Source organism: Corynebacterium sp. L4757 (assembly GCF_043673995.1).
In the GTDB taxonomy this organism is placed as follows: domain Bacteria; phylum Actinomycetota; class Actinomycetes; order Mycobacteriales; family Mycobacteriaceae; genus Corynebacterium.
The window spans coordinates 448345-461280 of record NZ_JBIMEN010000001.1 but is presented as its reverse complement, the minus strand read 5'-3'; the positions used below and the strand labels follow the sequence as shown (position 1 = coordinate 461280).

General features: G+C 54.6%; 12 protein-coding genes. 8 read left to right on the top strand and 4 right to left on the bottom strand.

The window, feature by feature from the left end:
- The first annotated feature begins 5 nt into the window (after positions 1 to 5).
- Positions 6 to 1340, top strand: coding sequence for a DNA polymerase IV (locus ACG98I_RS02125; protein WP_394717942.1), 1335 nt, complete (start codon positions 6 to 8; stop codon positions 1338 to 1340).
- Here the strand turns inward: ACG98I_RS02125 and ACG98I_RS02120 are convergent.
- Complete coding sequence (locus tag ACG98I_RS02120) at positions 1311 to 2231, bottom strand: asparaginase (RefSeq protein WP_394717941.1); 921 nt, start codon at positions 2229 to 2231, stop codon at positions 1311 to 1313. The genes ACG98I_RS02125 and ACG98I_RS02120 overlap by 30 nt on opposite strands.
- Positions 2232 to 2378: 147 nt before the next feature.
- Between ACG98I_RS02120 and ACG98I_RS02115 the strand changes: the two genes are divergently transcribed.
- Entirely contained in the window at positions 2379 to 2936 is a 558-nt protein-coding gene (locus ACG98I_RS02115; RefSeq protein ID WP_394717939.1) for a hypothetical protein, read from the top strand.
- Positions 2937 to 3104: 168 nt separating this feature from the next.
- On the opposite strand, the gene ACG98I_RS02110 is transcribed toward ACG98I_RS02115, so the two are convergent.
- A complete protein-coding gene (locus ACG98I_RS02110) occupies positions 3105 to 4034 on the bottom strand; it encodes a hypothetical protein (RefSeq protein WP_394717937.1) in 930 nt (309 codons plus the stop codon).
- Between the two features lie 59 nt (positions 4035 to 4093).
- Between ACG98I_RS02110 and lspA the strand changes: the two genes are divergently transcribed.
- The 4 genes from lspA to ACG98I_RS02090 are packed head-to-tail and all read left to right on the top strand — an operon-like array spanning position 4094 to position 6352.
- Entirely contained in the window at positions 4094 to 4582 is a 489-nt protein-coding gene (lspA, locus tag ACG98I_RS02105; protein WP_394718067.1) for a signal peptidase II, read from the top strand.
- Complete coding sequence (locus tag ACG98I_RS02100; protein ID WP_394717935.1) at positions 4548 to 5474, top strand: RluA family pseudouridine synthase; 927 nt, start codon at positions 4548 to 4550, stop codon at positions 5472 to 5474. Before lspA ends, ACG98I_RS02100 begins: the two co-directional genes overlap by 35 nt.
- Entirely contained in the window at positions 5467 to 6123 is a 657-nt protein-coding gene (locus ACG98I_RS02095) for a hypothetical protein (RefSeq protein WP_394717933.1), read from the top strand. Before ACG98I_RS02100 ends, ACG98I_RS02095 begins: the two co-directional genes overlap by 8 nt.
- Entirely contained in the window at positions 6107 to 6352 is a 246-nt protein-coding gene (locus ACG98I_RS02090) for a hypothetical protein (protein ID WP_394717931.1), read from the top strand. The genes ACG98I_RS02095 and ACG98I_RS02090 overlap by 17 nt, the downstream gene beginning before the upstream one ends.
- Positions 6353 to 6389: 37 nt before the next feature.
- Here ACG98I_RS02090 and rarD read toward each other — a convergent pair whose 3' ends face one another.
- Entirely contained in the window at positions 6390 to 7271 is an 882-nt protein-coding gene (gene rarD, locus ACG98I_RS02085) for an EamA family transporter RarD (protein ID WP_394717929.1), read from the bottom strand.
- Between the two features lie 99 nt (positions 7272 to 7370).
- On the opposite strand from rarD, the gene dnaE reads away from it, so the two are divergent.
- Together dnaE and ACG98I_RS02075 are read left to right on the top strand one after the other, a co-directional pair.
- Entirely contained in the window at positions 7371 to 10937 is a 3567-nt protein-coding gene (gene dnaE, locus ACG98I_RS02080; RefSeq protein ID WP_394717927.1) for a DNA polymerase III subunit alpha, read from the top strand.
- 87 nt (positions 10938 to 11024) lie between these two features.
- Positions 11025 to 12227 (top strand): cobalamin-independent methionine synthase II family protein, encoded by a 1203-nt coding sequence (locus ACG98I_RS02075; RefSeq protein WP_394717925.1) that lies wholly within the window; start codon positions 11025 to 11027, stop codon positions 12225 to 12227.
- A 134-nt stretch (positions 12228 to 12361) separates the two neighbouring features.
- Here ACG98I_RS02075 and ACG98I_RS02070 read toward each other — a convergent pair whose 3' ends face one another.
- Complete coding sequence (locus tag ACG98I_RS02070; RefSeq protein WP_394717924.1) at positions 12362 to 12892, bottom strand: hypothetical protein; 531 nt, start codon at positions 12890 to 12892, stop codon at positions 12362 to 12364.
- Between the last annotated feature and the right edge of the window lie 44 nt (positions 12893 to 12936).

The following is a 12936-nucleotide window of genomic DNA, read 5'->3' as shown; positions in this document are numbered from 1 at the left end:
GAGCCATGCAGCGTTGGGTTCTTCACATTGACATGGATGCGTTCTTCGCATCGTGTGAACAGCTCACCCGCCCAACCCTGATGGGCAGGCCAGTACTGGTTGGCGGTGCGTCCGGCCGTGGCGTGGTGGCGGGCGCTTCCTATGAAGCCCGAAAATACGGCGCGCATTCAGCGATGCCCATGTACCGCGCCCAGCAACTCATTGGGCCGAAAGCAGTGGTGGTACGCCCGCGTTTCGAGGTCTATCGCACCGCCTCCGAACGCGTCTTTTCGCTCATCGCTCAGCGCGTCAAGCTCGTCGAGCAGCTCAGCATTGATGAGGCCTATATGGAACCAGAAGAACTCCACGGCGCCACGCCCGCAGAAGTAGAGGCTTGGGCGCACGAGCTGCGCGCACTCATTCGTGAAGAAACAGGTCTGCCAGCCTCAATCGGTGCTGGCTCCGGAAAGCAATTCGCCAAGATTGGCTCGGGCCAGGCGAAACCAGATGGTGCTTTTGTCATCGCCGCCGATAAGCAAGAAGCTTTGCTGCATCCTTTGGACGTGGATGAACTGTGGGGAGTAGGCCCCGTTACTGCCACCAAGCTGCATTCCATTGGTGTGAAAACTATTGGGGATCTAGCTAATCTTTCCCAGCGTGAAGTAGAGATCACCCTTGGTGCCACCATCGGGCTTTCACTCTGGGAGATGGCGCGTGGGATAGATGATAGGCCTGTGGCCCCGCGGGCGGAATCCAAGCAAGTCTCGGCGGAGCACACCTATCCGGAAGATTTGACCACCAAAGAAAAAGTGGATGCCGCACTAGAGCGCGCGTTAAGTGGTGCTCATCGCCGTTTGCTTGCCGATGGCCGCGGTGCCCGCACCGTCACCGTCAAACTCCGGATGGCAGATTTCCACATCGAATCCCGCTCACTGTCTTTGTCCTATGCCACCGATGACATCGCGACCTTGCGTAAAGCTATGTACTCTCTGGCGCGCTACCCGGCAGAACTTGGCCCTATCCGGCTAGTCGGCGTGGGCTTTTCAGGTCTGGAATCAGAACGCCAAGACGTGCTCTTTCCCGAATTAGACCAGGCCGTGGTCAATACCACCACGACCTTTGAAGAAGAAGTCTCAACCACGCGCACCTGGTATGCCACCCAAGACGTATTTCATCCCGACTATGGGCATGGCTGGATTCAAGGAACCGGGCATGGGTTTGTCAGCGTCCGCTTTGAAACCCGTGCAACTGGGCCGGGGCCTTTCAAATCTTTCGATGCCGATGATGAGCGATTAGTGCCAGCTGACCCGGTGGATTCTTTGGCGTGGGATTTAGAGGAGCTCGGCGACATCGACGCCTGATGCCAGCGCCGCTAGCAGCACCATGCGGGCTTGCCCGGCGCGCAACGTTCCGGTCCCTAAAGCACCTGCACGAGCTAAGGTTGCACCGCCGCCGGAACCGCCATAAGCCAAAGACACTGAGCCTTCCGGTACACGAGTAGAGATCAGCACAGGGATGCCAGCCTCGAGTGCATCCTTGACTCCTTCACCCATCTGCGAGCCCATATTGCCGGAACCTAAACCTTCAATGATGATGCCTTCAGCACCAGCTGCTACTGCCGCATCCACCATCGTGCGCGACGCGCCGGGCCATGCAGCCAGGATAACCACGTCATGGCCTGCCAGTGGTACACGATCTAGCGTTGGGTACTGCTTGATGGGGGTTGGTGCTGGCCTAAAACCATCGAGGGATGAAGTGTGTGCTTTATTGGCGCCGCGCGCTGGAACGCTGAGCCCACCAAAGCGGATGCTCACACCAGCAGCCCCGCCACCAGTGGAATTCGCATAAGCAATGGCATCGACCAAGTTGCGTGGTCCATCAGAATCCGGGTGGTCAAATGAGCGCTGTGCGCCAGTAATGACCACGGGCTTGCTGCCAGAATAGAAAAGTTGCAGCGCCATCGCGGTCTCTTCCATGGAGTCTGTGCCATGAGTGACCACCACGCCATCGACACCATCATCTGCCAGCAGGTCATGCACACGTGCAATCAAATCATCCAGATCTGTCAGCGTCAGTGAGGAAGAGTCCAACTGCACTGAATCAATGGGGAGAATCTGGATATCGAAATCGATCAATTCGCTCGCTGCTTGGACCAAATCAGTCGCGGTCAGAGTTGGAACTAGCGCGCCTTGTTCATCGGTAGTGCAGGCGATGGTTCCGCCGGTAGCAATAACTGCAATGGATCGTGTCATGCGTTTAAGCCTAAACCATAGCTTGAAAGCCTTTGGCCAAAAGATTGTATAAACGCTGTGAATCCTAATAAATCGGCGCGATAGTTCGTTTCAGTGAGTTTGGTGCCGGTAGGATTACATGAGAATAAAACCGTTGAAGGAGATTAGTTGTTTTTACGTAAACTGACCGCCAGCGCCATGGCACTGAGCGCTGCAACCGCATTGGTTGCGTGCTCTTCCGATTCTGAGTCTGAGTCTGAAGAAACCCAGGCAGCAGAAGAGACCCAGGTAGAAGAAACCTCTGATGCCCCTGCGTCGAGCGAGTTGCCATCTGCATCTGACCTCAACGCCATCTTAGCTACAGCTACGGATGCCTCAGCCTCTGAAGAGGACAAGGTCAAAACTGTTCAGGGCGGCGAGACCGCACCGGAGCTTTTTGAAACCATGGCTGCATCCAAGGCTGAATCAGGCGCGAACTTCGAGGTCGTTGACCCAGTTATTCCTGGTTACTCCCCAGATTCCGTGCTGGCGACCGTGAACTTCACTGTTCCGGAAGAACCAGCACAGACCGCGGAAAACGTTGAGTTCGTCTTTGAAGAAGGCACCTGGAAGCTGTCCCAGTCTTGGGCCTGCACTCTGATCACCAACACCGTGACCCCAGACCAGGTTCCAGAAATGTGTACTGATGGCTCCGTCGATACCGGCGCTAATGAAGTCACCCAGTAAAGCTCCTTAAATTTGAGTCCAAATTTCGTGCGCTTTACTGGGTAAAGAATACGGGATAGGGACATATAGAAACATAGAAGGAGGTGCCCGGCCAGATTTTCTCTGGCGGGGCACCTCCTTCGGTTGCGTCGTTCCTCCTGAGATCGAGCCTTCTTCGAACGTGAGGGTTTAGCCTTCTTCGGCGACGGGGCTAAATTCCATTCGCGTATTAGTCGACTGCAGAACACGAATATCCGATTCCTCAGTGCCATAGGTAATACGCGTGGCGATGTCTACCTCACCAGCGGTGGGCAGCGGCTGGGAGAAATCAATGCTCAAATTTCCTGAGGAGCGCGTTTCAGAATTCATGACGGCAAGCTCGCCGCCATCTTCCATAGTCAGTGCACCAATAGCGGGACGCTGGCTAATATCCAAAGACAGCTCCGCGCCAGTCTCGGTGAGCTCTTCCAACGTGTAGGTGGTGGTTTGCAGGAGCGTGGAATCACCAGAGACGCGGGACTCCAATGTCCAGACTGCGCCCTCGCCGATTTCATCTTCTGGGAAGACAATCGGGAGGGAAGTAAGCTGCACGATTCCCTGTTCCAGGATGGAACGGGCATCATCATTAGCGCCTTGCGGTGCCGCCAAACGCAAAGATGAGACCTGGCCGGCATCATCGGCACGCCAACCAAATTGGAAACCATCACCCGATTCCACATTGAGCGCATCAGTGCCGTCGTAGCTCGGGTTGGTCAGCGTCATAAACGCATTACGCGTGGCGGGCACTTGCTCCGGATCATCGGAAGCCTCAGAAACCTCGGCATTAATATCGAAGTTCGTCGTGGCTTCTTCTGGCGCACTGGACTCAAAGTCCGTCGCTACATCGGCATCGATGACATCTTGAGAAAAACCTTCAGTGAGCTGGAAGTGAACATCCTGCTCCTGGTCGATATCAGAGTAGGTAAGCACACGCTTTTCACCCTCGCCGGCGTCATCCAAAGTAACGCGCGCTGCGTCCACGGGTGCGGCTACCGCTTGCTCTACCGCAGGCCCCGGTGGTTCATAGCTGCAACCGGTGAGGACTAAAGCAAGGGCAACAATGGAGGCTTTCACACGCATGCATTCAAACCTACCGGATGGCTGCCACTACAATGGATTAGGTGCGCTCAATTGTGAAGATGATGGCGATGATTATTGTTGCCGTCGCAGTGATAGACCAAGCCGTCAAACAGCTGATGCTCAGCTGGCTCAATCCCGGTGAAGCCGTCCCTGTCATTGGTGACTGGTTTAGGTTCTATCTCCTATTTAATCCGGGTGCAGCCTTCTCCATGGGTGGGGAAGGATCGACCTGGCTATTTACCACCATCCAGCTGGCCTTCGTGGTTGGTGTGGCCATCGCAGCACCACGCATGAAAGACCGTTGGGAAGCCGTCGGTCTGGCATTATTGGCCGGTGGCGCATTGGGCAATCTGATTGACAGATTATTCCGCGAACCAGGTTTTTGGTTCGGGCATGTTGTGGATTATATTTCCGTCGGAAACTTTGCCGTATTCAATATTGCGGACGCCTCCATTACCGTAGGTGTCATCGTATTCATCATTGCCATGCTGACTGAGGAAAGGAGGGCGAAGAATGAACAGGGAAGTAAAGACTCTTCCAGTTCCTGAAGGAAATGAGGGCCTGCGCGTTGACGCTGCACTAGCGAAGATGCTCGGTCTTTCGCGTTCTATCACCGCTGAACTATGTGCGGAAGGTTCGGTGTTGGTGGATGGCGCCGTGGTCTCCAAGTCCGACCGCCTCACGTCCGGTAGTTGGGTAGAAGTAACTCTGCCAGAACCACCCGCTCCTTTGGTGCCGAAGGAAGAATTGGTGGAAGGAATGGACGTGGTCTATTCCGATGATGACATTATTGCTGTTAATAAACCTGTCGGTGTTGCAGCACACCCTTCCATCGGTTGGGAAGGTCCCACCGTGGTTGGCGGTCTGGCCGCAGCAGGCTTTCGGATTTCTACCTCCGGCCCACCTGAGCGCAAAGGAATTGTGCACCGCTTGGATGTGGGCACCTCTGGCGTAATGGTGGTGGCTTCCTCGGAACGCGCGTATACCGCGCTGAAGCATGCATTCAAAGAACGCACGGTGCATAAGACTTATCACGCATTGGTTCAGGGCTTGCCCGATCCCATTGAGGGCACTATTGATGCGCCTATTGGGCGTCATCCTTCTTCCGGTTGGAAATTCGCCGTGACCGAAGACGGTAAACCTGCCGTGACGCATTACAGCTTATTGGAAGCCTTCCGCGAAGCATCTCTTCTGGATGTGCATCTGGAGACAGGGCGCACCCACCAGATTCGCGTGCACATGTCTGCTGTGGGTCACCCATGCTGTGGCGACCCCATGTATGGTTCCGACCCCAATTTATCCAAGCGGCTGGGACTGATCCGCCAGTGGCTGCACGCGGTTAAGCTCGGGTTTGAACACCCAGGTAATGGTCGGTGGATTGAGATTGAAACCTCATACCCACAAGACCTAGAGAATGCATTGGACGTTCTTCGTGGCTAATTCGGGTCACGGAGCACGCAGAACCCCGCGTTCACAGCGATCAACGGGTTCAGTGCGCCCACAGCCACGCCCGGATGCTCCGGGAAGACGTGCTGCTCCAGTGCGTCGGCATCCACCTCATATTTATCGCCGTCGCCGAGTGGCAGCGATCATGATTCTGTTCTTTTTACTGCTGCTCGTTTTATTTATTGCCGGTGCTTGTGGTCCCGGACCGACACGGACCCTGCAGGGGGATCAATTAGGTCCGGAGCCAGAAGAATCTGCCGAGCAGTATCAGACCCGTGCTGCCACCAGCGTTGAGGAAGCACGCGATGAAACCTATGCTTTGGTGACCTTTACAGAAGCCACCGACTCAGAGGTTGCCGCTGAAGCAGTAGATGGGGCACAGCGTGTCAACGCGGTGATATCTGAAGAAGACTTTGTGCCGATTGATCTCCCTGAACCCATTGAAGGAGAAACCCGCATTGACGTGCTTGAACGGGCAATAGGAGAGCAAGATATTAACTCCGTCATTGTGTGGGAAGAACCCGACGTACTCGCAGAAATTGCTACCCGCGATATGGTTTTTGCAGTGGAAGCTGTGCCATCAGATGCGGCGTGGGGAAGTTTCGGAATTAGGCCGGTGATGAACCTTGAAGCTGTGGAATAACCTCAAAACTATTGGCACTTGGCCGCCGAACTATAAATTCGCCTATCTACTGGTGCTGCTGGGAATCCTCGTTAGCGCTGGCATCTTAATCTTTGGCAACCAACCAGCTGAAGGTCAGGTATTGCTTGGTCTGGTGCTCATCGTGTGCATAATTCTCGGATTCTTCATGCCCGGTTGGGCATTGAATGCGGAAGAAGAAAAAGACAAGCGCGCCTGGCGCAAGAAATAGCAGGGTTACCCGTGAACGGGCTACTCCAAAGATCGGGCTACTTCTTGGGCTGATCGAGATTGATGCGACTAGATTCTTTGCGCATCCGCAACAAATCCAGCATGTAGAGCGCCACAGCAATCCAGATAATCACAAAACCAATCCAGCGTTCGGTGGACATATGCTCTTGGGTGACAAAGACCGCCCACAGTAGCTGCATTGTCGGGGTCATATATTGCAGCATGCCGACTGTAGACAGTGGCAGCATCTTCGCGCCCTGTGCGAAAAGAATCAGTGGCAGGGCAGTGATTAGACCCGAAATGATCATCAAGGCGGTGTGGCTGGGACCTTCAGATAAGAAGGTGGATTCACCATTGATGCTGAGATAGCCGATGTAGACCAGTGCCACAGGTGTCATGATCAGGGTTTCAGCGGCGACTGAGCCGGCAGAGGAAACATTGACCTGTTTCTTTAATAGGCCGTAGATACCGAAAGAACCAGCCAAGAGGATGGAGACCCATGGGCCTTCACCAGTCATGAAAGTCAACCAAATTACCGCAATGAAGGCGACACCTACTGCGGATAACTGCAGCTTGCGCAGCTGCTCTTTCAAAATCAACACGCCCAGGGCAACTGAGACCAGTGGATTAATGAAATAGCCCAACGCGGCATCGGCCACATGCCCGCTATTGACCGCGAGGACATAAGTTCCCCAGTTCACCGTAATGGCGACGGAAGCAGCAGCCAGCCACAACCAAGTCTTTCGAGAAAGCTGCGTCAGTTCACGCCAGGCGCCAGTAAAGAAGAGATAGATAATGATGAGGACTACGGTCCACAGCACACGGTGCGCGAGAATCTCCAGCGGTGATGCCGGCAGCAGCAACGGGAAGAACGCGGGGAAGACACCCCACAAAAGATAGGCACCAATGGCAAAAGGCATGCGTCCTCCCCAGGAAAAATAGTTTTTAAGCCAACTGAATAAACCTTACGCCGAACAGGGGATTCCCACCATCGCGGGGAGGTGGATACAATGACGGGCATGGCGAAGAATTCCTCTTTTGTACACCTGCATAACCACACTGAATTTTCCATGCTAGATGGAATGGCAAAGGTAGATTTGCTGGCAGAAGAGGTATCCAGGCAAGAAATGCCTGCTGTGGGCATGACTGACCACGGCAACATGTTCGGCTCAGATGCTTTCTACCGTCGCATGACCAAAGCTGGGGTAAAGCCGATCATCGGCATTGAGGCCTATATGGCGCCGGGCTCACGTTTTGATAAGAAGCGTCAGCTTTGGGGTACTCCTGACCAAAAGCGTGATGATGTTTCGGCATCGGGTGCGTATTTGCACCAGACCATGCTGGCAGAAAATGCCACGGGTCTGTCCAATCTCTTCAAGCTTTCTTCACTGGCGTCTTATGAGGGTCAGTTGGGTAAGTGGCCACGCATGGATGCGGAGCTGATTGCCGAGCACGCTGATGGCATTATTGCGACCACTGGCTGCCCATCGGGCGATGTGCAGACGCGTCTGCGCCTGGGCCAATTTGATGAGGCGCTCGAAGCCGCCGCGATGTGGCAGGACATCTACGGCCGCGATAATTACTTCCTCGAATTGATGGACCACGGCCTGGACATCGAAAAGCGCACGCGTGATGGCTTGCTGGAAATTGGCCGCAAGCTAGACCTGCCGCCATTGGTGACCAATGACTGTCACTACGTGCTGGAATCCCAGGCACCATCCCATGAGGCGATGTTGTGCGTCCAGACCGGTAAGACCCTGATGGACCCAGACCGCTTCAAGTTCGACGGAACTGGCTACTACATCAAATCCGCGGCACAGATGCGTGAGCTCTGGGATGACACAGTCCCGGATGGCTGCGATAACACGCTGTGGATTGCTGAGCGCGTCGAATCCTATGATTCGCTGTGGGAAGAGCACACCCATGACCGCATGCCAATTGCAGACGTGCCGGAAGGCTACACCCCAACCTCCTGGTTGACCCATGAGGTGATGGAAGGGCTTAAGGACCGCTTCGATGGCGGCGAGGTTCCAGAAGATTACGTTAAGCGTGCGGAATATGAAATCTCCGTCATTGATATGAAGGGCTACCCGTCCTACTTCCTTATCGTTGCTGAGATTATTAAGCACGCGCGTTCCATCGGCATCTGGGTGGGTCCAGGACGTGGTTCCGCAGCGGGTGCACTGGTTGCATATGCACTGACCATTACCAACATCGACCCGATCGAACATGACCTCCTGTTCGAGCGATTCCTGAACCCGGAACGTCCATCTGCACCCGATATCGATATCGACTTCGATGACCGCCGTCGTGGTGAAATGATCCAATACGCGGCAGAACGCTGGGGCGAAGACAAAATTGCCCAGGTGATCACCTTCGGTACCGTGAAAACCAAGCAGGCCATTAAAGACTCTGCGAAGGTGCACTTTGGTCAGCCTGGTTTCCAGATGGCCGACCGCATCAACGGCGCGCTGCCACCAGCCATCATGGCGAAGGATATTCCACTCAAGGGCATTACCGATCCGGATCATGAGCGCTACTCAGAAGCAGCTGAGGTTCGCCAATTGGTGGAAACCGACCCGGATGTGAAGAAGATCTATGACACCGCGCGTGGTCTGGAAGGCGTTGTTCGTCAGGCCGGTGTGCATGCTTGTGCGGTGATTATGGCGTCGGTCCGTTTGATGGACCACATTCCAATGTGGAAGCGCCCTGCTGATGGTGCCTACATCACCGGCTGGGACTACCCAGCATGTGAGGCCATTGGCCTGTTGAAGATGGACTTTCTGGGGCTGCGCAACCTCACCGTGATTGGTGACGCTCTGGCCAATATCAAGAAAAACCGTGGCATTGAGCTCAACCTTGAGGACCTTCACGCCGATGACCCCAAGGTCGCCAATGTCTATGACCTGCTATCCCGTGGTGATACTTTAGGCGTGTTCCAGCTGGACTCCGGCGGTATGCAGGAGCTGCTGAAACGTATGAAGCCAACGGGCTTTAAGGATATTGTCGCGTCGCTGGCGCTGTACCGTCCAGGACCAATGGGTGTGAATGCTCACTGGAACTACGCTGACCGTAAGAATGGGCGCCAAGAAATTACGCCTATTCACCCAGAGCTGGAAGAACCACTCGCGGAAATCCTGGGTGAGACCTACGGCCTGATCGTGTATCAGGAGCAGATCATGCGTATTTCCCAGAAACTGGCGAATTACACTGCAGGCGAAGCAGATGGCTTCCGTAAAGCCATGGGTAAGAAGAAGCCCGAAGTGCTGGCACAGGAATATGAGAAGTTCAGCCAGGGCATGTTCTCCAATGGCTATTCCAAGGAGGCAGTTGACGCGCTGTGGGGCACTATCGAGCCTTTCGCGTCCTACGCGTTTAATAAGTCCCACGCGGCAGGCTACGGATTGGTGTCCTTCTGGACGGCTTACCTCAAGGCCTACTTTGCGCCGGAGTACATGGCAGCGCTCCTGACCTCAGTGGCCGATAAGAAGGATAAGTCCGCCATCTACCTGGCTGACTGCCGTCACCTCGGCATCAAGGTGTTGCCACCAGATGTTAATGAATCCGCAGAAGACTTCGAGGCAGTTGGTGAAGACATCCGCTTCGGCATGGGTGCAATCCGTAACGTCGGCTCAGAAGTGGTGGAATCCATCATCTCCTCGCGCCGGGAAAAGGGTGCGTTCAAGACCTTCAGCGATTACCTGGACAAGATTTCCTTGGTTGCTTGTACTAAGCGCGTGACGGAGTCTTTGATTAAGGCTGGTGCCTTTGACTCCCTGGGGCATCCACGTAAGGGCCTGATGCTGATTCAGGAAGACGCTGTGGATTCTGTTCAGTCCACCAAGAAGGCAGCTGATAAGGGACAATTCGACCTCTTTGCTGGCTTTGGCGATGAAGAAACCGGTGCCTCCACATTTGCCATTGAGGTGCCGGAAGAGTCCTGGGACCGTAAACACGAGCTGGCGCTGGAGCGCGAAATGCTGGGTCTTTATGTCTCCGGCCACCCGCTCGATGGCTTCGAGGATGCCCTAGCAGCGCAGACCGATACCGCACTGACCACCATTTTGAGCGGTGAGATGCGCAATGGTCAGGAGATGGTTATCGGCGGCATTATCTCTGGCGTGGACCGTCGTTTCTCTAAGCGTGATGGTTCGCCTTGGGCCATTGTCACCATTGAGGATCACCACGGTGCGCAGGTTGAGATTTTGGTATTCAACCAGGTTTATTCATTGGTGGCACCGCAGATTGTGGAAGATAACATCATCTTGGCCAAGGTCCAGGTGCGCGTGCGTGATGAGCGCGTCAGCTTCTTCTGCAATGACATTCGCGTACCAGAGCTGGGTCCTGGCAATGGTGCAGGCCTGCCTTTGCGCTTAAGCATGCGTACAGACCAGTGCACGATGGAAAATATTGCCAAGCTCAAGCAGGTGTTGGTCAATAATAAGGGCGATTCCGATGTGTATCTGACGCTGCTCAATGGTGATGAATCCACCATGATGGTCTTGGGTGACCACTTGCGCGTCGAGCGTTCTTCCAACCTTATGGGTGACCTGAAAGCCACTATGGGAGCGGGAATATTGGGTTAAGCGATTGAGTGAATAAAAATCGGGATTGAACCGCTTTGTACGATAGGGTAGACAGCACAGTCTATTTCTTAGAAGGAGAATTACCTCGTGGCTCAAAAAATCCGCACCACTCATGTTGGCTCGCTCCCACGTACCCCAGAATTACTTGAAGCAAATCAGAATCGTGCATCCGGCTCCGTTCCGGATGACGCTTTCTTTGAGCTTTTAGAAAAGGCCGTTGATGAGGTCGTTGCCCGCCAGGTTGAGCTGGGTATCGACATCATCAACGAAGGCGAGTACGGCCACATTACCTCTGGTGCTGTGGACTATGGTTCCTGGTGGAACTACTCATTCTCCCGCCTGGGCGGACTGACCATGACGGATGTGGACCGCTGGGCAAGCGAGGAAGTTGTTCGTTCCGAGCCAGGCAATCCACGCTTGACCTCTTTCTCTGACCGCCGTGATCGTGCGCTTTTCGGTGAGGCTTATGCCGATCCAGAATCCGGCATCTTCACCGGCCGCGCAAAGGTAGGCAACCCAGAGTTCACCGGCCCAATTACTTACGTTGGCCAGAAGGAAGTTGACGCAGACGTCAAGCTCCTCAAGGATGCAATGGCGAAGCACAACGTCAATGACGGCTTCGTTGCAGCGCTGTCCCCAGGCTCTGCTGCACGTTTGAAGAACAAGTACTACGAGACCGAGTCTGAGGTCCTGCAGGCTTGTGGTGACGCACTGTCCCACGAGTACAAGGCAATTACTGATGCCGGCCTGACCGTTCAGTTCGATGCGCCAGACTTGGCTGAGGCTTGGGACCAGATTAACCCAGAGCCTTCCATCGAAGACTTCCGCAGCTTTGTCCGTGAGCGCATTGACGTGCTCAATGACTCCATCAAGGACATTCCTAAGGAACTGACTCGTCTGCACATCTGCTGGGGCTCCTGGCATGGACCACACGTGACCGACGTTCCATTCGGTGACATCCTGGAAGAGATCCTGCGCGCTGAGGTTGGCGGCTACTCCTTCGAGGCAGCATCCCCACGCCACGCACACGAATGGAAGATCTGGAAGGACGTTGAACTTCCAGACAACGTTCTGCTCTACCCAGGCGTTGTTGCTCACTCCACCAACGTGGTTGAGCACCCTGAGCTGGTTGCTGACCGTATCTCCAACTTCGCTGAAGTTGTTGGACCTGACAAGGTTGTTGCATCCACCGACTGTGGTCTGGGCGGACGTCTGCATCACCAGATCGCATGGGCAAAGCTTGACTCCCTGGTTAAGGGTGCAGAAATCGCTTCCAAGCGTCTGTACTAAATCATATTGAGGCCAGTGCCTAAACAAGACTGCGGCCCTCTCGTTGCACTGAGTAAATCAGTAACGAGAGGGCCGCAGTTTTGATATCTAAAGAATCCGCGGTTCCGGAATGCTTGGCTCCGGAATCTAGGGGTTTAGAAGTGGAAACCTGCCTGCTCGAGCGCGGTGCGGATCTGGTCGCGAACATCAGGGGAAAACGCAGCCAGGATGGTGGCAGCTTGGGTGACAGAGGCACCAACAGCGAGGATTCCGCCTACAACAGCGAAGATCAAGTCTGTGGTGTCATTACCACGCATCGACTGCAAAGAATCAGGAACCTGCTCCCACTGCTCGTCCTCAGCGCGCTCTTCTTCTTCCTCGATGCAATCAGGATCATCTGGCATGCCTGAGGAACCGTAGCCATTAGCAATACCGAAAGCTAACTCCTGCGGGCCCATGAAGGAAGAACCCGCGGTGCCGTCCTCGACAGCCTGCTCATGTTCTTCGCGTTCCTGCTCAACAGCTTCCTTGCACTCTTCGGTGAAACCTTCGGTATTGGTGTAGCCACCTGAAGACAGTTGAGCGGGAGAAGACATGACCTGTGCGGTTGCTGCAACAGGGGTGAGAGCAGAAACGGCGACGCTCGTTGCGGCTACAACAGCGACTGCGAGGCGGGAATTGCGCATGGAAAATTTCTCCTTGGGAGGCAGATAGCGTTAATACTCCAATG

Excerpts from the sequence above, each read along its gene's own strand:
- ACG98I_RS02125 (WP_394717942.1), top strand. The coding sequence starts at position 6 with ATGCAGCGTTGGGTTCTTCACATTGACATGGATGCGTTCTTCGCATCG.
- ACG98I_RS02120 (WP_394717941.1), bottom strand. The coding sequence starts at position 2,231 with ATGACACGATCCATTGCAGTTATTGCTACCGGCGGAACCATCGCCTGC.
- ACG98I_RS02110 (WP_394717937.1), bottom strand. The coding sequence starts at position 4,034 with ATGCGTGTGAAAGCCTCCATTGTTGCCCTTGCTTTAGTCCTCACCGGT.
- lspA (WP_394718067.1), top strand. The coding sequence starts at position 4,094 with ATGATGGCGATGATTATTGTTGCCGTCGCAGTGATAGACCAAGCCGTC.
- ACG98I_RS02100 (WP_394717935.1), top strand. The coding sequence starts at position 4,548 with ATGAACAGGGAAGTAAAGACTCTTCCAGTTCCTGAAGGAAATGAGGGC.
- rarD (WP_394717929.1), bottom strand. The coding sequence starts at position 7,271 with ATGCCTTTTGCCATTGGTGCCTATCTTTTGTGGGGTGTCTTCCCCGCG.
- dnaE (WP_394717927.1), top strand. The coding sequence starts at position 7,371 with ATGGCGAAGAATTCCTCTTTTGTACACCTGCATAACCACACTGAATTT.
- ACG98I_RS02070 (WP_394717924.1), bottom strand. The coding sequence starts at position 12,892 with ATGCGCAATTCCCGCCTCGCAGTCGCTGTTGTAGCCGCAACGAGCGTC.